Source organism: Brevibacterium aurantiacum (genome assembly GCF_900169065.1).
Taxonomy (GTDB): domain Bacteria; phylum Actinomycetota; class Actinomycetes; order Actinomycetales; family Brevibacteriaceae; genus Brevibacterium; species Brevibacterium aurantiacum.
Genome location: NZ_FXZB01000009.1, coordinates 44,058 through 66,421 on the forward strand (window position 1 = coordinate 44,058; position 22,364 = coordinate 66,421).

A 22,364-nucleotide genomic window follows, 5' to 3' on the forward strand; every position below is an offset into this window, starting at 1 on the left:
GGAGCCACAGAATGACCGCGATTTCGCAGAGTCCGTACCTATCCGCAGACACCTTCTCACTGCTCTGGGACAACACCGTGGCGCAGCACAGTGCACGGCTGTTCCTCAGGTTTCGTGACGACGACGGAGCTATCTCCGAATGGACTTATGGCGAATTCTCCAGCATCGTCGACAGGGTCACAGGCACACTCGATGAATACGGCGTTGATGCTGGAGATTCGGTGCATCTGTGTCTGAAGAATTGTCCAGCATTCGTCGCACTCTGGTTGGCCATCGCGAAGATCGGTGCGTGGATGGTTCCATCCGACCCCGCCGCATCGTCACGAGACATCGCCTCGCAGGTCGGTCGCGTCACGCCAGCCCTCGGCATCTGCAGCAGTGAAAGAGCCGCCGACTATCGAGCCGGCGCGCAATCGCAGGTCACGATGCCAATCATCGAACTTGGCGAGTCCTCGGCAGACTTTTCCGCAGGAGGTGCACTGATAGGCAACACTTCGGCCTCGGCGCTTGAACTGACGCATGATCCCATAGATCGCTTGGCAGTCATGTTCACCTCAGGCACGACTTCACAGCCTAAAGGTGTGGTGCTGACTCAGGGAAACTATCTCAATGTCGCGACGGTGATGGCCGAGGCTGCTGCGCTGGAGCCACATCATCGGTGGTTCGTGACCCTGCCGCTCTTCCATGCGAATGCGCAGTACTATTGTTTCGCCTCGGCGATCAGGGTGGGGGCATCGGTCGCCATGACGGCGAGCTTTTCTGCCAGTCGTTGGGTTGAGCAGGCCAGAGAACTTGAGGTCACTCACGCCAGTCTGTTTGCTGCTCCGATTCGGATGATTCTGGCGCGCACGCCAGGTGCCATGGAGCCTCTCAAACTCGAACATGTCTGGTACGCGCAGAATCTTGCACCTGCTCATCATCAGGAATTCGGTCAACTGACAGGGGTGCTGCCCAGACAGCTATATGGCATGACAGAGACGATCGCGATAGTCTCATACGATCGTTCGCAGCCTCCCCGGCCAGACCGGATCGGTCGTCCTCTGCCAGGTCGAGATGTGAAGTTGCTTGACCCTGTGACTCGGGACGAGGTCACAGGGGAAGCGCCCGGAATGATTGCTGTGGCAGGTACCCGCGGCAAGGACCTGTTTCTCGAATACCTTGACGATACGGTCACGACGTCTCGGAGTTTTCTGACTGACGACTCAGGCATCGAATGGCTGTTGACCGGTGATCTGGCGAAATCGGACGAGATCGGGGATCTGTCATTCGTCGGCAGGGTCGACGACGTAGTCAAGGTTTCGGGGGAGAACGTGAGCCTGACCGAAGTGGAAGCCGTGATTGCTCAGGCGCCAGGTGTCTTGGAAGCCGCTGTCATCGCCGCTCCGGATCCGATACGAGATTTCGTTCCGCACGCTTATGTTGTCGCGCGGAGTGGTGCGAAAGAACTCGACATCGACAGTTTGTCGACCTGGGCTGAGCAGAATCTAGCGCCCTCGGCTCGTCCTCGGGAATGGCACATTATTGATGAACTCCCACGCACAAGCGTGGGCAAGATCCGCCGGTTCAAGATCGGCGCCTCCGAGTCCTGAGAGTCACGGGCTTGTCGAGCCGAGCTCGGCTCCGACTCGTCCCAGCAGATGATTGCAGCAATTCCGCGTTATGGCCCAATGTCATGACGTTCCTCGTTGACGCAGCGACGCGTCTGAGAAAGGTAGAACCATGCGCGAAATCGAGATACAGGAAGTCAGCGGCCAACGCCGAAAGAGAGCGTTCGCCGGTGCCGTGACCGGGCACGTCATCGAGTGGTACGACTATGGAATATACGGGTTCTTGGCCGTGTACATGGGGCAGTTATTCTTTGCCTCCGAGAACCCGACGGTGTCCCTGCTGAGCAGCTTTGCCGTATTTGCCCTGAGTTTCTTCATCCGACCCCTCGGCGGGTTGTTCTTCGGGCCCATGGCGGACAAGATTGGCCGGAAGCAGACTCTGCTGATCGTCCTGATACTCATGGCCGGATCCACCTGTTGTATCGGGCTCCTGCCGACTTATAGCACTATCGGTGTCGCAGCACCGATCCTTCTGATTCTCCTCCGTTGCATCCAAGGCTTTTCGGCAGGAGGGGAGATCGGGACTGTGACCAGCTTTATCGCCGAATACGCCGGGTCGGGCAAGCGAGGTCATTCGACAAGTTGGCTCATGACAACAGCCGTCCTGGGGCTCCTTCTGGGGAGCCTCGTTGCGAACGGGCTATCAGCCATCATCGGTACGGAGTCGATGCTCGCATGGGCGTGGAGGCTTCCGTTCCTGTTTGCAGGTGTGCTGGGGCTGGTCGCGATCTACATTCGGCTGAAGCTCGAAGACAGCCCTGAGTTCCAAGCGATAGTAGCCGCAGGGGAGAGCTCAAAGGCGCCTTTGCGCGAAACACTGTCCTGGATGCGCGCAATCATGCTGGTGTTCTGCATCATTACAGTCCATGCGTCGATTTTCTACCTCGTGCTCACATATGCATCGACCTTCATCAGCGAGATTCTGCAGTTCTCGGGGTCCGTGCGCTTCTGGTTCGTCATCGTTGCATGTCTGCTGTCAGCAGCCGTCATGCCGATCGGCGGAGTGATGTCAGATCGGTGGGGACGGAAGCCGATACTGCTGACTTCGGGAGTCGCCGCTACTGGGTCGATGCTGTGGTTCTTCCTGGCGGCTCCTGGAGCCACGCCAGTGAGCTTCTTCTTCCCGCTCATGGCCTGCGCTCTTTCATTCGGATTCTATGCGTCGTCCACCTATGCAACGATGACGGAGTTGCTGCCAACGAGGATCCGGTCGACAGGGATTGCTGTTGCGTACAATTTGCCGGTAGCTCTCTTCGGCGGAAGTGCTCCCCTGATTGCTGCATGGTTCATCTCCACAACTGGAGATATCACAGCACCTTGGTACTTCTTTGTTGCGACCGGCCTAATTTCGCTGATCGCGCTTTTGGTCCTGCGGCAGGAAGACTTCGAAAAGGCTGAGCAAGTTCAGACAGTCCCTGCGGACGAGGACAGTCTGCTGCACAAGGCAGACACCTGAACAGCGTATCGCCGCGTTGGCGGTCCTTCTGAGGTAGCCACTTGGCTGCACCACGCACCAGGAGCGCTGAAACATCTCGTTGCAACGGGGTGTTTCAGCGCTCCTGGTGTGCAATGAGGGGGCGAATCGTTCCCAGTGCGCAGCGGGCCCACAAACGCACAGGTCTCACAAATAGACTGTGGCAATGACTCAGAGAGAGCAGCGTCAGCGACTAGGGACGAATGACTTCGACCTCGAAGACGAATTGGTCGATGAGGCAACAGCGACCGTGGTCACAGGGGCAAAGCGCCTGAACCGGAAGTGGCCGGAGCTCGTTGTGACCGGGTTCTTCGGCGGTGTCGACGTGGGCCTGGGTATCCTGGCGATGATTCTGGTCAAGCAGGCGACGGGGTCAGACGTGCTGGCCGGTCTTGCCTTCGGCATTGGTCTGCTGGCGCTGAGGCTTGCCCACTCAGAGCTGTTCACCGAAGAGTTTCTGCTGCCCATCAATGCCGTGATCGCGGGTCAGGCCAATGTTCTTCAGGTAGTCCGCCTGTGGGCGGTGACCCTGGTGACCAACCTCGTCGGGGGTCTCGCCTTTGCCGGGCTGATGGTTCTGGCGCTTCCTGACTACCACTCGACGATGATCGACACGGCCATGAAGTACATCGACCAACCATCCTTGGTGGTGATGATCGCGCTGTCGCTCTTGGCCGGTGCCACCGTCACCTTGTCCACCCGGATGTCACAGGGCACCTCGAACGACGTCGTCCTCGCCATCGTCAGCATGGCATCGGGTCTGCTGCTCATCGGCCTCGGCATGCTCCACGGTGCCCTCAACGCGATCGTCATCTTCGCGGCCATGTTGGCCGGGGCGGATATCTCGATGCTGGATCTGCTGAAATGGTTTGGAATCGTCATCCCGTTCAACATGCTCGGCGGGCTGCTGCTCATCACTCTGCCCCGGGTGGTTCGGACCTATCGTGTGCTTCGAGCATTGCGCAAGGGCACGGTTTCCCTCGAAGATCTCGAGACGCAGCCCAGCTAGGCGATGGCCGGCGACCGCCGCTGATTGCCTACCTCAGGCGGTGGAGCCGAGCGCGACGACGTTGTCGGCGAGGCGTTCATTGTCGCCGTACATGAAGTGGTTCTTCATGTTCTCCGAGAATCGGCTGGCGTCGGTGGTCAGTCCGACCGCCTCGGCGACCTCGCGGATGTGCATCGGAGTCGCACCACAGCACACGCCGATGTAGTTGACGCCCAGGTCGTGGACTTCCTTCGCGAAGGCACCGATCTCGTAGCGATTCGTCTGCAGCGGATCGAGAGCCGTGGGGAAGGTGCGACCGTGCGGGGAGGCCACCTCGGCGCGGGGATCTGAGAGATTGAAGAACGTGGGCTCATCCTGGGTCGTGCGGTAGGGGATGGGCAGGGCACCGACGTGGCAGGACACGGCCGAGCGGATCTCCTTCAGCCACGGCAGCATCGTGGCGGGCCCGCGGAAGCAGTTGAGGCCGACGACGTCGACGCCCAGCTGTTCAAGTCTCTGCGCTGTCTCCACGATGCCGACGCCATCGGCCATCTCCTGGAAGGCCATGGGGGCGAGGGTGAGGACGACGGGCAGCCCGCTGGCCTTGGCGATCTCGGCCGCGGCGATGGCCTCGCCGGCGAAGTAGAAGGTCTCACCGATGATGAGATCAGCACCCTCGTCGACGGCCCAGCCCACCATCTCGGTGAACATCGACCGCACCTCGGCCTGACGGTCCGGATTCTCGGGATCCCAGATGTTTGAGTTCGAGATGTTTCCGGCCATGAAGTTTCCGGGCTTGGCGTCGGCGACGCCGCGGGCGATCTGTAGTGCGGAGCGGTTGAGCGGTTCGAGCAGATCCTCTTTGCCGATGACCCGCATCTTCTCGCGGTGTCCGTTGTAGGTGAAGGCCTCGACGATATCCGAGCCGGCACGCTGGAAGTCCACGTGCAGAGAACGAAGGGCGTCGGGGAATTCGAGCGCGACCTCGGGCACGAACTCCCCAGCAGACAGGTAGCCGCGTTTTTCGAGTTCGAACAGGAATCCTTCGGCGCAGATCACAGGACCGGCGTCGAGGCGTTGGGTCAGAGCATTGGTAGTCATGGGCGCTCTCCGTAATGAAGATAGAGGACAGGCGATTGAACGCGCTCAGGTTGAGCACCCAAGCTCCCCGCATAATAGTCACTCGCGTCGATGTGGTCGACGTCACAATGACATAAAGAAGTCATATGACGATCGGAGTCACCGTCAGCGACTCCAAGGCTCGCTGCCGAGGTCTGCCACCGATGTCTGCAGCCGACACCAGCCACCGAGGCAACGGGTTACGAGGAGGCCTTGTCCGAGTGCTTTCCCGGCTTCGCGCGCAGCGACGCAAACGGTTTGAGCAGCAGGCGGGTCACGGTCGAGGAGTACCAGCGCAGGCCTCTCTCGAACGGGCCCCAGGACAGCAGGTAGGTGGCGAGCAGCGCCAGGACGAGACACAGGAGGAAGATCATCGGAGCGTTGAGCACGTCCTCGATGTCCCTGAGCCAGGGCTGGAGACCGCGGACGACGAATCCGTGGAGGACGTAGACCGCGAGGCTGTTTCGACCGATCTTGGCAATGATCGTGTCCTTGTCACCGACCCACATGAGAAGCATCAACGTCATGAGCAGGGCCCCGATGTCGACGATGAGGCGGATGCCGATGCCCTCGGGAATGCTGACGTCGAAGTGGGCGAAGTTGAGGCTGCCGTAGAACCACTTGTAGTAGACCTCATCGAGGTAGAAGTAGCCGACCGAGCCGAAGGCGGCCGCCGTGAAGAACAGCTTCTGCCAGATGTGCAGGCTCCCGGCCCAGTCGAGAATCTGCTTGCCGTAGAGCTTGCCGATGACGAAGAAGGGCCAGAAGATCATCGATCGTGAGGCCGAGAGCTCCATATCGAGTACCGGCAGAATGCCGCCGAAGAGCCCCACCACCACCGAGGTGACGAGGAGTGTGCGTGGGAATCGTTCGATGAAGGGCACAGTGATGATCCAGCAGGCCATCGAGAGCAGGAACCACGTGTACCAGAACGGGGTCAGGAGATCGTAGTCGGGATTGAGGTCGAAGACCCACATCCAGCCCCACAGCAGAGGCAGAACGGTGAACAGCAGGACCAGGAATGTCAGGACGCGTTCGGGCAGCCTCGTCGACTTCGCTGTGATGCCGGCCAGGAAGACGAAGGCCGGCATGTGGAACGAATAGATGAGGTACATCGGCGCACGGAGGACATCGTCATCCCATGGTGAAGTCCGGGCCAGCAGGTGGCCGAGGACGACGGTGAAGATGAGGATGCCTTTGGCGCGGTCCAGTCTGTGATCTCGTGTGGGCACCCAGCCACGATAGCTCGCTGGAGCCCGAAGCATAAAGGTCACGCGCCGGAGTCAGGCGGAATGGAGGGTGTGTTCGGCCCGGACTGAGTCCTTTGTGCGGTGTGGAAGCAGCCGTTCGTTCAGCTCGCGCACGCCACGCAGGTCGGTGCGTAGGGACGGATCTCGAGCCGGACCTCGGGGATGGGATTTCCGCAGTTGGTACAGATTCCGAAGGTGCCGTCATCGAGTCTCTGCTCCGCCTCGGCGATGGAGGTCAGACGTTCCTGAGACTGACGCAGCAGAGTTTCTGCCTGCGAGCGTTCGAAGGCCAGCGTCGACCCCTCAGGGTCATGTTCGTCGTCGCTGTTGTCGCCCTCGCGTGCCGCCGCGAGATCCTTGATGTCCGATGACAGAGACGCGATGAGCCTCCGGGTCTCAGATTCTTCGCTGCGCAGGAGCTCCCGCACCCGATCCGAGTCGACCATCAGCCCTCCTCGCCGATCATGATCAGACGTCCAGAGCCTCGCTGGCTTCGAGCCAGCGCTCTTCCAGCTCGGTCATTTCGTCCTTGAGCTCCTGCAGGGAAGAGGTGAGCTTCTGCAGCCCTTCGAAGTCGGTCTGGTCGTGGTCGGCCATCTCATCGTGGGCACGGGCGATGCGCTTGCTGAGCTTGTCCATGCGACGCTCGATCGAGGAGACTTCCTTCTTCGCCGCTCGGGCCTCGGCCCCAGAAAGCGCGTCGGCGCCCGAATCAGCGGGGGAGTTCGCGCCGGCCGAGCCGGAGTTCGACGAACTCCCACCCGATTTGCTGGCTCCGCCCGACTTCCCGGACCCACCGGACTTGGCGCCCTCGGCACGCAGCTTCAGATACTCGTCGACACCACCGGGCACGTGCCGCAAGCCGTGATCGAGGATCGCGTACTGCTGATCGGTGACGCGCTCGAGCAGGTACCTATCGTGGGAGACCACGATCAGGGTGGCCGGCCAGGAGTCGAGGAGATCCTCCATTGCGGCCAACATATCGGAGTCGACGTCGTTGGTCGGCTCATCGAGGATGATGACATTGGGCTCGGACATGAGGAGGAGCAAGAGCTGCAGGCGGCGCTTCTGTCCGCCGGAGAGTTCCTTGACCCGGGCCGAGAGGTGTTCCTTGGCGAAGCCGAGGCGCTCCAACAGCTGTGCCGGAGTGAAGTCCTTGCCTTCGATGTTGAAGCTCGTCTTCGACTCTGAGAGGACTTCGCGCACCTTCTGCCCACCGATGGCGTCGAGTTCCTTGAACTGCTGATCGAGGACGCCGACCTTCACGGTCTTTCCGCGCTTGACTCTGCCCTCGTCCGGTTCGAGCTCCCCGGAGATGAGACTGAGCAGGGTCGACTTGCCGGCACCATTGGGCCCGAGGATTCCGGTGCGCTCGCCGGGGCCGATGCGCCAGGTGACATTGTCGAGGATCTGCTGGTCACCGAAACTCAGAGACACATCGAGAAGGTCGACGACGTCCTTGCCCAAGCGGGCGGTCGCCATCTTCTTCAGCTCGATCGGATTGCGGACCTCAGGAACATCGGCGATGAGCTGGTTTGCCGCTTCGATCCGGAACTTCGGTTTCGAGGTTCGGGCAGGAGCACCTCGGCGCAGCCATGCCAGTTCCTTGCGCATGAGGTTCTGGCGCTTCTGTTCTGTGGCGGCGTTGATGCGGTCGCGTTCGACGCGTTGGAGAATGTAGGCGGCGTATCCGCCTTCGAAGGGTTCGACGATCTGGTCGTGGACTTCCCAGGTCTTCGTGCAGACCTCGTCGAGGAACCACCGGTCGTGAGTCACGAGCAGCAGAGCCCCGGAGTTCTTCGACCACCGGTTCTTGATGTGCTTGGCCAACCACGAGATGCCGTCGACGTCGAGGTGGTTGGTGGGCTCATCGAGGATGAGCAGATCCCAGTCCCCGATGAGCAGCGCGGCCAGAGCCACACGGCGGCGCTGACCTCCGGAGAGGCTGCCGATGGTGGCATGCCAATCGAGGTCGGCGATGAGACCGGCGATGATGTCGCGGGCCTTCGCGTCGCGAGCCCATTCGTGGTCGTCCATGTCGCCGACGACGGAATAGCCGACGGTCGCCTCGGAGTCCATGGTGTCGCGCTGGCTGAGCATCCCCAGGCGCATTCCGCCGCGGTAGGTCACGCGGCCGGAATCGGGTTCGATGGTGCCGGCGAGCATGCCCAGCAGGCTGGACTTGCCGTCGCCGTTGCGGCCGACGATGCCGATCATGTCTCCGGCGTCGACGCCGAGCGTGACGGAGTCGAAGACGATGCGGGTGGGGTATTCGAGGTGCAGGGCTTCAGCCCCAAGAAGATGTGCCATATCGCCCTCTAGCTTAGGGCACGAGCGGCCTGGGACCAGCATGTGCACGTAGTCTCCGGGCTGGTGACGAACAGTCTCCGCGGGCAGGTGGGGGAGACGCCAACATGAAGTTATGTTGCGTTTTCATATCGGTGTCGAGGATTCAGATGCTAGAGGCCACTGACATGGGCCCCAGTTGCATTAGACTGACGGAAAATTCATTGAAATATGAGTGATCATCCAGTGGTTTCACAAATTCGGTGGAGGACTCTGTGCCTCGATCGACGCCAGGGCTGGTCCTGAGTAACTTGAGAAAAGAGTAAACGTGAAGAAGCTCGTATCTGCGGTGTCGATTGCCGCCGCATCTGCCCTCGTGCTCTCCGCCTGTGGATCAGGAAGCGGCGGCGAGACCAATGCCGAGGACTTCCTCGGCTGCATGGTCTCGGACTCCGGCGGCTGGGATGACCAGTCATTCAACCAGTCCGGACGTGAGGGCCTGCAGGCAGCGGTGGACAACCTCGGCATACAGGAGAAGCTGGCCGAGTCGCAGGGCGACGCCGACTTCGGACCCAACGTCGACAACATGGTCCAGCAGGGCTGCAATCTGACCTTCGGCGTCGGGTTCCTCCTCGAAGACTCGATCCAGGAAGCCGCCGAGGCCAACCCCGACCGCAACTTCGCCCTCATCGACTCGACGTTCTCCGATGCTGACGGCAAGCCAGTCACCGTTGACAACGCGAAGCCACTCGTCTTCAACACCGCAGAGGCCGCCTACCTCGCTGGTTATGTTGCCGCCGCATCCTCCGAGTCCGGAAAGGTCGGCACCTTCGGAGGAATCCAGATTCCTTCCGTGACCGTGTTCATGGACGGTTTCGCCGACGGTGTGGAGAAGTTCAACGAAGACAACAAGAAGGACGTCAAACTCCTCGGCTGGAACAAGAAGAAGCAGGACGGCTCCTTCTCCGGTGACTTCGAGAACCAGGGACAGGGTCAGGCTCTGACTAAGCAGCTGATCTCCCAGGGCGCCGACGTCATCATGCCCGTCGCCGGACCTGTGGGCCTCGGCGCCGCAGCGGCTGCGAAGGAAGCCAAGGACGTCAAACTGGTCTGGGTCGACTCCGACGGCTACGAGTCCACCGAATACGGTGACATCATCCTCACCTCGGTGGTCAAGCAGATCGCGAACGCTGTCGAGGACACCGTGTCTGAGGCACAGAAGGACAACTTCAGCTCTGAGCCCTACGTCGGCACTCTCGAAAATGAAGGCGTCGGACTTGCTCCTTACCACGACTTCGACGACAAGGTCCCCGAAGACGTGAAGAAGGACGTCGAGACGCTCAAGAAGCAGATCATCGACGGTTCTCTGACCGTGGATTCCGAGAACTCGCCGAAATAAGCGAACAGGTTAAACTGCAGGGTCGAGAATTCTCGGCCCTGCAGTTTTCGAATTTGTGAGGAGTACCGGAAGCAGTGAAACTCGAGCTTCGCGGGATGACCAAGGTGTTCGGATCGTTCGTGGCCAACGACCACATCGATCTCACCATCGAACCGGGCGAGATCCATGCTCTGTTGGGTGAGAACGGCGCTGGAAAATCCACCATGATGAACGTCCTCTACGGACTCTACGACGCCGACGGGGGAGAGATCCTCCTCGACGACAAGCCTGTGACCTTCGCCGGGCCGGGGGACGCAGTGGCCGCCGGTATCGGCATGGTCCACCAGCATTTCATGCTCGTTCCCGTGTTCACCGTCGCCGAATCCGTGGCGTTGGGCTATGAGCCGACGAAGTCCCTGGGACTCATCGACCTCGCCGAAGCGCGCAAGAAGGTCACCGAGATCTCCTCTCGCTTCAACTTCAACATCGACCCTGATGCTCTCATCGAAGATCTCCCCGTCGGTGCCCAGCAGCGAGTCGAGATCATCAAGGCTCTGTCTCGGGACGCGAAGATCCTCATCCTCGACGAGCCCACTGCGGTGCTCACCCCGCAGGAGACCGACGAGCTGATCTCGATCATGCGCCAGCTCAAGGAGCAGGGCACCTCGATCGTCTTCATCACCCACAAACTCCGTGAGGTCCGCGCGATCGCCGACTCCATTACGGTCATCCGCCGCGGCAAGATCACAGGCGTTGCCTCCCCAGAATCCACCGAGGCGGAGCTGGCCAGCCAGATGGTCGGCCGTGCCGTGTCGCTGACGACAGAGAAGGACGCAGCCGATCCCGGTGACGCGACCTTCCAGGTCCGCAACCTCACCGTCGTCGACAAGGCAGACAATGTCGTCGTCGACGACGTCAGCTTCGACGTCCGCCGCGGCGAGATCCTCGCAGTCGCCGGTGTCCAGGGCAACGGACAGACAGAGCTGGCCGAAACCATCATCGGCCTGAGCGAGCCGCGTCTGGGCACGGTGACTCTCGACGGGAAGAACCTGGTCGGGCAATCGGTGAAGGACCGCCTCGGCGCGGGTATCGGCTTCGTTCCCGAGGATCGTTCGACCGATGGAATCATCGCCGAGTTCGCGATCCGCGAGAACATGATCCTCGACGTCTACGACCGTCCGCCGTACGCGAAGGGGCTCAACCTCAAAACCTCGGTCATCACGGAAGCCGCGAAGCAGAAGGTCGAGGAATTCGACATCCGTCTCGGCAGCGTCGTCGACCCGATCGCCACGCTCTCCGGAGGCAACCAGCAGAAGGTCGTGCTCTCCCGCGAACTCGGCCGCGAGCTGCGCCTGTTCATCGCCAGCCAACCCACCCGCGGCCTCGACGTCGGTTCGATCGAGTTCGTCCACAAACGTGTCATCGCAGAACGCGATGCCGGCACCCCGTGCCTCATCGTCTCGACCGAACTCGACGAGGTCTATGGTCTCGCCGATCGGATCGCCGTCATGTATTCGGGTCGCATCGTCGGAATCGTCGGCGCGAACACCTCCCGCGAGGCCCTGGGCCTGATGATGGCCGGAGTCCCGGCCGACGAAGCATTTGCCGCCACCGCGACACCAGAGAACGATTCGGCCACCACCTCGGCGGCTGACGACCCTGCCGCCACCGCGGCAACTGACGAGAACTCGGCCACCACCTCGGCGGAGGAGAACAAATGACGACTGACATATCACCGGCAGCGCCATCGCCGGCACCACCACCGACCGCCGAGGCAGAGCCGGGCAAGGAACAGAACCTGCTGCAGGAGATCCTGTCCGGGTCATGGCTGGTCTCGGTGCTGTCCATCGTGGTCGCCCTCCTCCTCGGCGGTGTGCTCATCGCCGTGTCCAACGCCGAAGTCGTCGCAGCGGCACAGAACTTCCTCGGCGCGCCAGGAGCCTTCTTCTCCACCCTGTTCTCCACCGTCGGCGAAGCCTATTCGGCGCTGTTTCGCGGATCGATCTTCGACTGGAACGCCCGCACTCCCGAACGCGCTATTCGCCCCCTGACCGAATCCCTGGTCAGCGGAACCCCGCTCATCCTCACCGGACTCGGCATCGCCATGGCCTTCCGCTGCGGTCTATTCAACATCGGCGGTCAGGGCCAGGTCATCCTCGGCGCCACCATCGCCGGATTCCTCGGCTACGCCCTCCACCTCCCGCCCATCGTGCACATGCTCATCGCAGCCATCGGCGGCATCATCGGCGGAGCAATTTGGGCAGGCATCGCCGGTGTGCTCAAGGCACGTACCGGAGCCAACGAGGTGATCGTGACGATCATGCTCAACTCCATCGCGGGCTATCTGCTGGGCTACCTGCTCAAGCAGAGCTGGTTCACGCACACCACCTCGGCGAACCCGCAGTCCCGAGCGATCGACGACACCTCGGAGATGTTCCTCATGTTGCCGCCGCCGTTCCGGCTGCACTTCGGGTTCATTCTGGCCATCCTGGCGACGATCTTCGTATGGTGGCTGCTCGAACGGTCGACGATCGGGTTCGAATTCAAGGCCGTCGGCGCCAACCCGCACGCGGCCCGCACCGCCGGCATCTCCGTGTCGAAGGTGACGATCCTCGTCATGGTCGTCGCCGGTGCTCTGGCCGGTCTCGGCGGAGCCGCCCAAGTGCTTGGCACAGAGGGCAAACTGACCGGCGGCATCAGCGGATCCATCGGCTTCGACGCCATCACGGTGGCTCTGCTGGGCCGATCGAAACCCTGGGGCACCTTCATGGCCGGACTGCTCTTCGGCGCATTCAAGGCCGGCGGCTATCTCATGCAGTCACAGACCGGTACGCCCATCGACATCGTTCTGGTCGTCCAGTCCGTCATTGTTCTGCTCATTGCGGCCCCACCGCTGGTGAGGTCGATCTTCCGGTTGCCCACACCGGTGCTCAAGCGGAAGGAGGCCTGACATGACTGCTCAGACCGTTGCGGCACAGCCCGCGTCCCAGTCCAAGTCACTGACCCCGATCTCGTGGAAGTTCCCGATCGTCTATACGATCCTGGCCGTCGTGTCCCTCGTCTTCTTCGGCATCATCGGCCGAGACGGAGAGACGACGTTCAGAATCGCTACGAGCGGAGACCTGTTCGCGATCCCCGATGTGGTCGTCTCCTCAACCGTCGCCGGACTCGTGCTGTCACTGATCCTCGTCGTGATGGCCGCAGCCTCGATCTACTTCGCGACGAAGCGAGTCGCCCTCGACTCGTGGTTCCCGATGGTCTTCGGCATCCTCTTCGTCGTGTCCTTCCTCGCGTGGGCCGGTGGCGGCAGCGGCGGAGTGATCCCGCTGACGACGCTGCTGGCCGGTGCCCTGGCACTGTCGGTGCCGCTGATCTTCGGCGCCATGTGCGGTCTCGTCGGTGAACGCTCCGGCATCATCAACATCGCCATCGAAGGTCAGCTCCTGGCGGGTGCCTTCCTCGCCGCGGTCGTCGCATCAGTGGCCAAGAACCCCTACGCGGGACTCCTGGCGGCACCGATCGCCGGTGCTCTCGTGGCCGTTGTCCTGACATTCTTCGCAGTGAAGTACTGGGTCAACCAGATCATCATCGGCGTCGTCCTCAACGTGCTCGTCGTCGGTGTGACCAGCTTCCTCTACTCGACGGTGCTGTCGGAGAACCCCGGTCTGTGGAACGCGCGGCAGCAGCTGCCCAACCTGCCGGTCCCGCTGCTCTCAGACATCCCCGTCCTGGGGCGGGTGCTCTTTGACCAGAACATCCTCGTCTACATCATGTACGTCGTCGTCATCGCCCTCCAGATCTTCGTGTTCCGCTCGAAGTGGGGCCTGCGGATGCGGGCCGTGGGTGAGCACCCGAAGGCAGCCGACACCGTGGGCATCAAGGTCAACTTCACCCGCGTACGCAACACCCTCATGGCCGGTGCCATCGCAGGACTCGGCGGTGCCTTCTTCACCGTCGGATCGGGCCTGGCCTTCGGTAAGGAGATGTCGGCCGGCCAGGGATACATTGCGCTGGCCGCGATGATCCTGGGCAAATGGAACCCGAAGGGCGCTCTGCTGGCCGCCCTGCTGTTCGGTTTCTCCAAGAGCCTGGGCAACACCCTGCAGTCCATCGGAACACCGGTAGCCAACGAGCTGCTGCTCATGCTTCCCTATATCGTCACGGTTCTCGCCGTCGCCGGTTTCGTCGGCCGGGTCCGCCCACCGGCGGCCGAAGGCGTGCCGTACGTGAAATAATCCAACCCCAAGAGAGAGGTATCCCCCTATGACTTCTGCAGATGTCGAAGCCTCTGAACACGTGTGGAGCGTGGAACCCACACCCGCCTCGGTCGCCGACCTGAGCGAGGACACCTGGTCGCTGCTGCGCGATGAGGCGATGCGGGCGATGCGTTTCGCCTACGTCCCGTATTCGTCCTACCCCGTGGGTGCGGCCGCCCTCGTCGATGACGGCCGCATCGTCAGCGGCGCGAATATCGAGAATGCCTCGTTCGGGGTGACGCTGTGCGCCGAATGCTCACTCGTCTCCGACCTGTTCATGTCCGGCGGCGGCCGAATCGTGGCATTCGACTGCGTCGACGGAGCGGGGGCGACCCTGGCCCCATGCGGACGCTGCCGCCAACTCCTGTTCGAACACGGCGGCACCGAGATGGTGCTCAACATGCCCAGCGGCAGAGCACCCATGTCGGCGGTGCTGCCCGAAGCATTCGGCCCAGACCATCTGAATCCCGATGCGCAGGGCACCGGCTCCGCCAAGCACTGACCCCGATATCGCCGAGGTGGCCCCGCCGGCCCAGCGCCACCTCGGCGATCAGTTGTGACCATCAGAACGGTCACTTCCCGACGATGGCCGAATCCTGAGAACGGCAACACCCCGAGAATGAAGGACTGACACTGTGAGCGTAGAGGCATTCGATGCCGTCGACGTCATCGCCGCCAAACGCGATGGCCGCACCCTGAGCAGAGAGCAGATCGACTGGGTGATCGATGCCTACACTCGAGGTGTCGTCGCCGATGAGCAGATGGCCGCCCTGGCCATGGCGATCTTCATCAACGACATGGAACCGCGCGAGATCGCGGACTGGACTCAGGCGATGATCGCCTCGGGCGAGCGGATGGACTTCTCCTCCCTGACCCGTCCCACCTCGGACAAGCATTCGACCGGGGGAGTCGGGGACAAGATCACCCTGCCGCTGGCCCCACTCGTCGCGGTCTTCGATGTCGCCGTCCCGCAGCTCTCCGGCCGCGGCCTCGGCCACACCGGCGGAACCCTGGACAAGCTTGAGTCCATTCCCGGCTGGCAGGCGGGCCTGAGCAATGAGGCCATCCTCGACCAGCTCGAGGACCTGGGCGCTGTCATCTGCGCCGCGGGCTCCGGCTTGGCACCGGCGGACAAGAAGCTCTACGCACTGCGCGACACCACCTCGACGGTCGACTGCATTCCGCTCATCGCCTCCTCGATCATGTCGAAGAAGATCGCCGAAGGCACCGAAGGACTCGTCCTCGACGTCAAGGTCGGATCGGGTGCCTTCATGAAGGACCTGCCCAAGGCGCAGAAGCTGGCGCGGACCATGGTCGACCTGGGCCAGTCGGCCGGGGTCAAGACCTCGGCGCTGCTGACCGACATGTCCACCCCGCTGGGGCTCACAGTCGGCAACGCACTCGAGGTCCGTGAGTCCGTCGAGGTCCTCGCCGGCGGCGGCCCCTCCGACGTCGTTGACCTGACCGTGGCGCTGGCCGAGGAGATGCTGCGTCTGGCAGGCAAGACCGACATCGATGTGCGTGCGGCCCTGGGTGACGGTCGGGCCATGGACGTGTGGAAGAAGATGATCCGGGCGCAGAACGGTGACCCCGAGGCCGCGCTGCCTGTCGCCGAACACACCGAGGTTGTCACAGCCCCGCAGTCAGGCGTCCTGAGCAAACTTGATGCCCTGTCGGTCGGAGTCTCCTCCTGGCGCTTGGGCGCCGGACGGGCGCGCAAGGAAGATCCGGTCCAGGACGTGGCCGGTATCGAACTCCACGCCAAACCGGGCGATACCGTCACCGCCGGTCAGCCGCTGATGACCCTGCACACGGCCACACCGGAACGCTTCTCCCGGGCCATGGAATCGTTGGAGAATGCCGTCGAGATCGGCGGCGACCTCAGTCAGGTCTCCGACTCGATCGTGCTCGAGAAGATCACCTGAGGGGGTCGCGCCGACCGGTCTCGACAGCCTGAACCAGGCCACCCTCACACCACACAACTTCACCGCCCAGACAGCTTCGCCACCGACGAAGCCGAACCCGCACCACCTTGGAGGATCACCATGACCAGCCGCTCAGATGTCGCAGCCATCATCGACCACACCCTGCTCAAACCCGAGGCCACCCCTGCCGACGTCGAAGCCCTCGTGTCAGAGGCGAAGGAGCTCGGCGTTCTCGCGATCTGCGTCTCCCCGTCGATGCTTCCCGTCACCGAGCCCGGCGAACTGGTCGTCGCAACCGTCGTCGGCTTCCCCAGCGGTCAGGTCAAGCCAGAGATCAAGGCCGCCGAGGCTGCCCGTGCGGTATCCGACGGTGCCGCCGAGGTCGACATGGTCATCAACATCGGCCAGGCCATCGCCGGTGACTTCGACGCTGTCGAGGCCGACATCCGTGGTGTCGTCGACGCCAGCGGCAGCGCACTGGTCAAGGTCATCATCGAATCTGCGGCGCTGAGCGACGAGCAGATCGTCGACGCCTGCGCTCGCGCCGAGACTGCTGGGGCAGGCTTCGTCAAGACCTCCACCGGGTTCCACCCTGCAGGTGGAGCCAGTGCACACGCGGTGGCACTCATGCGCGAAACTGTGGGCGATCGCCTCGGCGTCAAGGCCTCCGGCGGCATCCGCACCGTCGATGCCGCGGAAGAGATGATTGCTGCGGGAGCCTCACGCCTCGGGCTCTCCGGGTCCGCCGGGATCCTCGCCGAGCTCTCCTAACCGAAGTTGCCTACAGTCGAAGTCAGGCTGAGCTGTGTACAACCAGCTCAGCCTGACTTCGACTGCATGAGGCCACGTACACCACCGTGCGAGTGCGTCAGCAACGGTCGTGGTGAACCCTGCAGAAGGCAACTGTTCGTGGAACGAACAACACGCCCCTCGCAGATGTGACACAAGGGCTCAGCGGAGAACGGAGGTGGTTTCCTGCCGTAAGGCCTTTTGGGCCCTGCTGGCTAGAAGAGCCGCCTGAGCGTGGCCGACACAGCTTCGGGGTCGCGCAAGATCCCTCTCAACTTGGGACCGCAATGAATTTCGCGAAGAAGATTCGTCGCCGTCCTGGCAGACCCGGAGTCATATCCAACGATGCAATGGCGAGTGACATCGAGTTGCGCCGGGGTTTCGCCGATGGCATCTACAGCCAGTGAACCGATCGGTGCATCGTCTGTCCACGAGCCGAGCGTCAGGGCCATGCGAAGCGCACCGACGAGAATATCGGCGAGCGCCGGTCGTAACCAACGGCCGATAGGCAGATAGAGTTCCAGCGCCTCGATGTCCGCCCATCGATACATGTGGTCTGGACGGTCTGGGACTCGATGAATCAACCCGTTTTCGCTCACGACGAAGTGTGAATCACAAGTGTTCCCGATCGATATGCCCTCGTGGCGAGCTGCCACGTCATCAGACGGATGGAGACTATCCCCACAGGAGGTGAGCCGACGTTGCGTCTGCGGAGGGCGATTTTGCTCTCTCCTGAACAGTGTTCAATAATTGGATGATGGTTAACTATTTGTCACTCGCCGAGCGTGTGCTCTCCGGTACCCCGGCCACCGCCTCCGATGCCCGCGCGATTCTGTCGTCCCCGAATGAGGATCTGCTCGACCTCGTCGCAGCCGCAGCCCGGCTGCGACGCGAGCACTTCGGCAAGCGCATCAAGATCAACTACCTCGTCAATCTCAAGTCCGGTCTGTGCCCGGAGGACTGCAGCTACTGCTCACAGCGCCTAGGCTCCGAAGCGGAGATCCTCAAGTATTCCTGGCTGCCCAAGGAGGAGGCCAAGCGCCAGGCGGAGTTCGGTCTGGCCGGAGGTGCCTCGCGCGTCTGTCTCGTCGCCTCCGGTCGCGGTCCGTCGAACCGGGATGTCGAGCGTGTCTCGGGAATGGTCGAGGAGATCAAGTCTGCCACTCCCGGCGTCGAGGTCTGCGCTTGTCTCGGATTCCTCAAGGATGGCCAGGCGCATCGCCTCAAGGAGGCCGGGGTCGATGCTTATAACCACAACCTCAACACCTCTGAGTCCCTCTACGCCGACATCTGCTCGACACACACCTTTGCCGACCGGGTCGACACCGTCGACAAGGCTCGCGGCGCCGGACTCTCCCCGTGCTCGGGACTCCTCGTCGGCGTGGGCGAGACGAACGACCAGATCATCGAGGCGATCGAATCGCTCAAGGCCGTCGACTCCGACTCGATCCCGGTCAACTTCCTCATCCCCTTCGACGGCACCCCGTTGGAGGGCACCAACACGCTGACCCCGCAGCACTGCGTGAGGATTCTGTGCGCTGTGCGCTTCCTGTGCCCGGATCGCGAACTGCGCATTGCCGGCGGCCGTGAAATGCACCTGCGTTCGCTGCAGTCGCTGTCGCTGAATGTGGCCAATTCGCTGTTCCTCGGCGACTACCTCACTTCGGAGGGTCAGGCAGCCGAAGAGGATCTCGACATGATCGTCGATGGCGGGTTCGAGATCGTCGGCGCGGAGAGCGCCCAGCAGCTGCGCGACGAGCTCAAGGCCCACAGGGCAGCCCATCAGGCTGCCTTCGACGGCGAAGCAACCGGCCCCGCGAGCGGCGACGGTGCGTCCGCTGCCGGCACTGGCGCATCGAGCGAGACTGCACCAGCACCAGTCGCAGGTGGCGCACTGCCGTGTGGCAAACCGCTGCCGCCTGTCGGTCACGAGGCAGGCAACTCGGGCGTGACGATTCCGACGATCCGCCGCCGCGGTGCTGGCACAGAGATCTCTCCCAATGCCTGAGCCGGCACGGTCAGGTCCCCAGAGCACGCTGGACAGGGATGCCGGTCTTCTCTGGCACCCCTATGGTCCCCTCGATGCTGGGGCGCACTTTTCGGTCACCGGTGCAGCCGGTGCCTATGTGGAACTGTGTGACGCTTCCGGCTCGCCACATCGGCTCCTGGACGGGATGAGCTCGTGGTGGGCGGTTGTCCACGGCTACCGACACCCGGTCATGGACGCGGCGCTGACGCACCAGATCCGCTCGTTCTCGCATGTCATGTTCGGCGGTCTGACCCACGGCCCGGCCGTCGACCTGGCCGAGCACCTCGTCGCGGTCACCCCGGCCGGACTCGACCATGTCTATCTGGCCGACTCGGGCTCGGTCTCGGTCGAGGTCGCGCTCAAGCTCGCCATCCAGTACCAACAGGCTCGCGGACGCGACCGCAGTCGCTTCCTCGCCCTCGAAGGCGCCTATCACGGTGACACGACCGGTGCGATGAGCGTGTGCGACCCGGTCGGGGGAATGCACGCCGACTTCGCGGGACTGCTGTCCCCACAGTTGTTTCTGCCGCGTCCTCCGCTGCCGGAGGCTTCCACCTCCGAGGTCGATGCCTGGGTGGTCCGGGCGGAGAACCTCGTCGACGCGCATGGGTCAGAACTTGCCGGCATCATCGTCGAGCCTCTCTTCCAGGGCGCTGGCGGTATGCGTCCCTATCACCCGGCTGCCTTGAGGACGCTGCGGCGGCTGGCCACCGAGATCGACGCCGTGTTCATCGCCGATGAGATCGCCACCGGCTTCGGCCGCACCGGTACTGATTTCGCCTGCCGTTCGGCCGGCATCACCCCGGATGTCATGTGCCTGGGCAAGGCGCTGACCGGGGGGTATCTGACCTTGGCGGCCCTCATGTGCAGCGGGCCGGTTGCCGAGGTCATCACCGCTTCCTCCCACCGGGCGCTCATGCACGGACCGACCTTCATGGCCAACCCGCTGGCCTGTGCGGCAGCCACAGCCTCGGTCGGGTTGCTCTTCGCCGATGACACGAGCGGCTGGAAGCCGGCCATCGCCCGCATCTCTCCCGCACTCGAAACCGGTCTCGCGCCGGCTCGAGAGCTGGCGCACGTCGCCGAAGTGCGTGTCACCGGTGGCATCGGCGTCATCGAACTCGACCGTCCGGTCGATGTCGGACTCACCACACGCATCGCCGCCGAGCACGGCGTGTGGCTGCGGCCGTTCCGGCGACACATCTACACCATGCCGCCCTACATTTCGACACCGGAGACGATGGCGACGATCACTGCGGCAATGGTCGCTGCCGCCGCGGCGCACTCCGAAGGAGATCTGCGATGAACGCCATCGCCTCCCGCCTGACCATGGCAGCCGAACGCCGCAGGGCCGCCGATATGGACCGCAATGATCCGGTGCTCAACGGACTCGACCTCGCCTCCAACGACTACCTCGGTCTCTCTCAGCATCCGGTTGTGCGTACGGCGGCGATCGAGGCGATCGATGACTATGGCACCTCAGCTAGGGCCTCGCGCCTCGTCACCGGGACCACACGCGCCCATCACCTGCTCGAATCCGCGCTCACCGAACGGCTGAGTCACCCGGCGTGTGTGACGTTCTCAAGCGGTTATCTGGCCAATATCGCCGCCGTCACGACCTTGGCTGGGCCAGATACCCTCATCGTCTCGGACGCCCACAATCACGCCTCACTCATCGACGCCTGTCGTCTGACGAAGGCCTCGATCACCGTCGTTGCCCACAATGATCCGAGCGCCGTCGAAACGGCCTTGGCCGACCGGGCGCAGACCGAGGCGCTCGTGATCGTCGAATCGGTCTACTCCGTCCTCGGCGACGCAGCCGATCTGCCGCGACTGCTTCAACTCTGTGAGCGCTACGATGCTCTCCTCCTTGTCGACGAGGCTCACGGGATCGGTGTGGCCGGTATCGACGAACACTGCGGAATGGGCGCAGCCGCGGGCCTGAGTGAACTCCGCGAGCGGCTCGTCGTCACCGCGACCCTATCGAAGGCGCTCGGCTCCCAAGGAGGAGCGCTGCTGGGCTCCGAGCTCATCCGCGATGCCGCCGTGAACACTGCCCGCTCCTTCATCTTCGACACCGGTCTCGCCCCGGCCAACGCGGCAGCCGCCCATGCGGCGCTTGGCCTCATCACTTCCGACAGGGTGGCATCCATGGCGGGCGCGCGGAATGCACTCGCAACTGCACTTGAGGTGCCGGTTCCTGCCGGCGCTGTGCTCTCGGTGCCGATGCCGACGCCCGAATCCGGGGTGCGAGCCCGCGCTCTGCTGCGTCAGGAGGGGATCCTTGTCGGCTGCTTCCGCCCGCCCTCGGTTCCTGATGGCATTACGCGGGTGCGGCCGACCGCGCGTGCTGGTCTGAGCACCGATGAGCTGGCCCATGCCTGTGAGCGGATCCGGGCGATCACCGAGGCCTGCGTCGCGGAGGCGGGGTGATTCCGCGCTTCCTGCTCGTCACGGGAACGGACACCGGCGTCGGCAAGACGATTGCGACGGCGGCGCTGGCCGCGACGCTGAGGGCGGCCGGGAGGCGGGTCATCATGTGCAAGCCGATCCAGACGGGGCACATCAGTCCTGACGATCCACAGCGCGAGCATCTTGAAGCCGATTACAGCGATGTCGTCACCGAATCCGACGCCCAGATCGTCGCTCGGCTGACCGGAATCCATACGTTCACGAATATCACGCTGCGTCTGCCGATGGCTCCGCTTCCAGCGGCGCGCCTAGAGGCGACAGGGTCCGTGTCTGCGACTGCCGGAGCAGCCTCGATCCTGCCCAGCGCGGCCGAGCATGCGCAGCTCATCGCCACAGTTGCCGAACGCACCCGTGCTGACCACGTCCTCATCGAAGGCTCCGGGGGAGTGCTCGTCGACTTCGGAGGCCACACCGCTGCCGACATCCTCGCCTGCCTTTCGCCCGACCCAGACTCCGTCGGTGCCGTCATCGTCTCCCGCTCGCGCCTGGGCACACTGAACCACGCCGCTCTGACGGCCGAGGCACTGGGGAATCGGCACATATCGGTCACCGGCATCATCATGGGCTCGTGGCCTGAGCCTGCGCCGCCGGTCGACCGTGACAATCGCTGCGCTCTATCGGCTATCGCCCCCATCCTCGGTGCGGTTCCGGCTGGAGCCGGTCACCGCCTCGGGCCCGGCGAGTTCACGGCGCAAGCCCCTGGTTGGCTCTATCTGCCGTGGTGACCCAGAACTGGCTGTGCTGCTCCTCGTAGGTGAGGCAGCGTCGTGCCGGCGTGAGGTGTCCTCTGC

19 protein-coding genes are annotated in these 22,364 nt (G+C 63.1%); 14 read left to right on the top strand and 5 right to left on the bottom strand.

The genetic code is table 11. The features are described 5' to 3' along the window. Window positions 1–11 precede the first annotated feature (11 nt). From BAUR9175_RS07620 to BAUR9175_RS07630, 3 genes are all read left to right on the top strand, one after another. Entirely contained in the window at window positions 12–1,589 is a 1,578-nt protein-coding gene (locus tag BAUR9175_RS07620; protein ID WP_096168007.1) for a class I adenylate-forming enzyme family protein, read from the top strand. Window positions 1,590–1,719: 130 nt separating this feature from the next. Continuing rightward, window positions 1,720–3,063 carry an MFS transporter gene (locus BAUR9175_RS07625; protein ID WP_101583403.1) on the top strand — a complete coding sequence of 448 codons (1,344 nt, stop codon included), beginning with the start codon at window positions 1,720–1,722 and terminating at the stop codon, window positions 3,061–3,063. A gap of 184 nt (window positions 3,064–3,247) precedes the next feature. Beyond that, complete coding sequence (locus BAUR9175_RS07630; RefSeq protein WP_101583404.1) at window positions 3,248–4,090, top strand: formate/nitrite transporter family protein; 843 nt, start codon at window positions 3,248–3,250, stop codon at window positions 4,088–4,090. A gap of 33 nt (window positions 4,091–4,123) precedes the next feature. Here BAUR9175_RS07630 and BAUR9175_RS07635 read toward each other — a convergent pair whose 3' ends face one another. The 4 genes from BAUR9175_RS07635 to BAUR9175_RS07650 all read right to left on the bottom strand — a co-directional run bounded on the left by BAUR9175_RS07635 (window position 4,124) and on the right by BAUR9175_RS07650 (window position 8,748). After that, the gene (locus BAUR9175_RS07635; RefSeq protein ID WP_101583406.1) at window positions 4,124–5,170 is read right to left on the bottom strand and encodes a homocysteine S-methyltransferase family protein; all 1,047 of its coding nucleotides are present in this window, start codon (window positions 5,168–5,170) and stop codon (window positions 4,124–4,126) included. 218 nt (window positions 5,171–5,388) lie between these two features. Continuing rightward, the gene (locus BAUR9175_RS07640; RefSeq protein ID WP_096161665.1) at window positions 5,389–6,420 is read right to left on the bottom strand and encodes an acyltransferase family protein; all 1,032 of its coding nucleotides are present in this window, start codon (window positions 6,418–6,420) and stop codon (window positions 5,389–5,391) included. A gap of 119 nt (window positions 6,421–6,539) precedes the next feature. Continuing rightward, window positions 6,540–6,884 (bottom strand): TraR/DksA family transcriptional regulator, encoded by a 345-nt coding sequence (locus BAUR9175_RS07645; protein WP_096146002.1) that lies wholly within the window; start codon window positions 6,882–6,884, stop codon window positions 6,540–6,542. Window positions 6,885–6,906: 22 nt separating this feature from the next. Continuing rightward, complete coding sequence (locus tag BAUR9175_RS07650) at window positions 6,907–8,748, bottom strand: ABC-F family ATP-binding cassette domain-containing protein (RefSeq protein WP_096161666.1); 1,842 nt, start codon at window positions 8,746–8,748, stop codon at window positions 6,907–6,909. A gap of 304 nt (window positions 8,749–9,052) precedes the next feature. On the opposite strand from BAUR9175_RS07650, the gene BAUR9175_RS07655 reads away from it, so the two are divergent. From BAUR9175_RS07655 to deoC, 7 genes are all read left to right on the top strand, one after another. Beyond that, window positions 9,053–10,123, top strand: a complete 1,071-nt coding sequence (locus BAUR9175_RS07655; protein WP_180959217.1) for a BMP family lipoprotein — start codon at window positions 9,053–9,055, stop codon at window positions 10,121–10,123. 74 nt (window positions 10,124–10,197) lie between these two features. After that, window positions 10,198–11,823: an ABC transporter ATP-binding protein gene (locus BAUR9175_RS07660; RefSeq protein WP_009885343.1), complete on the top strand. Its 1,626-nt coding sequence runs from the start codon at window positions 10,198–10,200 to the stop codon at window positions 11,821–11,823. Next, window positions 11,820–13,052 carry an ABC transporter permease gene (locus tag BAUR9175_RS07665; RefSeq protein ID WP_009885342.1) on the top strand — a complete coding sequence of 411 codons (1,233 nt, stop codon included), beginning with the start codon at window positions 11,820–11,822 and terminating at the stop codon, window positions 13,050–13,052. The genes BAUR9175_RS07660 and BAUR9175_RS07665 overlap by 4 nt, the downstream gene beginning before the upstream one ends. 1 nt (window position 13,053) lies before the next feature. Next, the gene (locus tag BAUR9175_RS07670) at window positions 13,054–14,337 is read left to right on the top strand and encodes an ABC transporter permease (RefSeq protein ID WP_009885341.1); all 1,284 of its coding nucleotides are present in this window, start codon (window positions 13,054–13,056) and stop codon (window positions 14,335–14,337) included. Window positions 14,338–14,365: 28 nt separating this feature from the next. After that, window positions 14,366–14,860 carry a cytidine deaminase gene (locus BAUR9175_RS07675; RefSeq protein ID WP_096146004.1) on the top strand — a complete coding sequence of 165 codons (495 nt, stop codon included), beginning with the start codon at window positions 14,366–14,368 and terminating at the stop codon, window positions 14,858–14,860. Between the two features lie 133 nt (window positions 14,861–14,993). Further along, window positions 14,994–16,283 carry a thymidine phosphorylase gene (locus BAUR9175_RS07680; protein WP_096146005.1) on the top strand — a complete coding sequence of 430 codons (1,290 nt, stop codon included), beginning with the start codon at window positions 14,994–14,996 and terminating at the stop codon, window positions 16,281–16,283. Between the two features lie 120 nt (window positions 16,284–16,403). Then, on the top strand, window positions 16,404–17,054 hold the full coding sequence (gene deoC / locus BAUR9175_RS07685) for a deoxyribose-phosphate aldolase (protein ID WP_009885338.1): 651 nt from the start codon (window positions 16,404–16,406) through the stop codon (window positions 17,052–17,054). A gap of 233 nt (window positions 17,055–17,287) precedes the next feature. On the opposite strand, the gene BAUR9175_RS07690 is transcribed toward deoC, so the two are convergent. Next, a complete protein-coding gene (locus BAUR9175_RS07690; protein ID WP_125178267.1) occupies window positions 17,288–17,671 on the bottom strand; it encodes a hypothetical protein in 384 nt (127 codons plus the stop codon). Between the two features lie 155 nt (window positions 17,672–17,826). Here BAUR9175_RS07690 and bioB point away from each other — a divergent pair, with 155 nt between their 5' ends. The 4 genes from bioB to bioD are packed head-to-tail and all read left to right on the top strand — an operon-like array spanning window position 17,827 to window position 22,298. Next, complete coding sequence (gene bioB / locus BAUR9175_RS07695) at window positions 17,827–19,080, top strand: biotin synthase BioB (protein ID WP_205676715.1); 1,254 nt, start codon at window positions 17,827–17,829, stop codon at window positions 19,078–19,080. Then, the gene (locus BAUR9175_RS07700; RefSeq protein WP_009885335.1) at window positions 19,073–20,407 is read left to right on the top strand and encodes an adenosylmethionine--8-amino-7-oxononanoate transaminase; all 1,335 of its coding nucleotides are present in this window, start codon (window positions 19,073–19,075) and stop codon (window positions 20,405–20,407) included. Before bioB ends, BAUR9175_RS07700 begins: the two co-directional genes overlap by 8 nt. Then, complete coding sequence (locus BAUR9175_RS07705; RefSeq protein WP_096177345.1) at window positions 20,404–21,534, top strand: 8-amino-7-oxononanoate synthase; 1,131 nt, start codon at window positions 20,404–20,406, stop codon at window positions 21,532–21,534. The genes BAUR9175_RS07700 and BAUR9175_RS07705 overlap by 4 nt, the downstream gene beginning before the upstream one ends. After that, a complete protein-coding gene (gene bioD / locus BAUR9175_RS07710; protein WP_009885333.1) occupies window positions 21,531–22,298 on the top strand; it encodes a dethiobiotin synthase in 768 nt (255 codons plus the stop codon). The genes BAUR9175_RS07705 and bioD overlap by 4 nt, the downstream gene beginning before the upstream one ends. Window positions 22,299–22,364: the final 66 nt, after the last annotated feature.

Coding starts and splice junctions, on each gene's coding strand:
- BAUR9175_RS07620 (WP_096168007.1), top strand. CDS start 12: ATGACCGCGATTTCGCAGAGTCCGTACCTATCCGCAGACACCTTCTCA.
- BAUR9175_RS07625 (WP_101583403.1), top strand. CDS start 1,720: ATGCGCGAAATCGAGATACAGGAAGTCAGCGGCCAACGCCGAAAGAGA.
- BAUR9175_RS07630 (WP_101583404.1), top strand. CDS start 3,248: ATGACTCAGAGAGAGCAGCGTCAGCGACTAGGGACGAATGACTTCGAC.
- BAUR9175_RS07635 (WP_101583406.1), bottom strand. CDS start 5,170: ATGACTACCAATGCTCTGACCCAACGCCTCGACGCCGGTCCTGTGATC.
- BAUR9175_RS07645 (WP_096146002.1), bottom strand. CDS start 6,884: ATGGTCGACTCGGATCGGGTGCGGGAGCTCCTGCGCAGCGAAGAATCT.
- BAUR9175_RS07650 (WP_096161666.1), bottom strand. CDS start 8,748: ATGGCACATCTTCTTGGGGCTGAAGCCCTGCACCTCGAATACCCCACC.
- BAUR9175_RS07665 (WP_009885342.1), top strand. CDS start 11,820: ATGACGACTGACATATCACCGGCAGCGCCATCGCCGGCACCACCACCG.
- BAUR9175_RS07670 (WP_009885341.1), top strand. CDS start 13,054: ATGACTGCTCAGACCGTTGCGGCACAGCCCGCGTCCCAGTCCAAGTCA.
- BAUR9175_RS07675 (WP_096146004.1), top strand. CDS start 14,366: ATGACTTCTGCAGATGTCGAAGCCTCTGAACACGTGTGGAGCGTGGAA.
- deoC (WP_009885338.1), top strand. CDS start 16,404: ATGACCAGCCGCTCAGATGTCGCAGCCATCATCGACCACACCCTGCTC.
- bioB (WP_205676715.1), top strand. CDS start 17,827: ATGATGGTTAACTATTTGTCACTCGCCGAGCGTGTGCTCTCCGGTACC.
- BAUR9175_RS07700 (WP_009885335.1), top strand. CDS start 19,073: ATGCCTGAGCCGGCACGGTCAGGTCCCCAGAGCACGCTGGACAGGGAT.
- BAUR9175_RS07705 (WP_096177345.1), top strand. CDS start 20,404: ATGAACGCCATCGCCTCCCGCCTGACCATGGCAGCCGAACGCCGCAGG.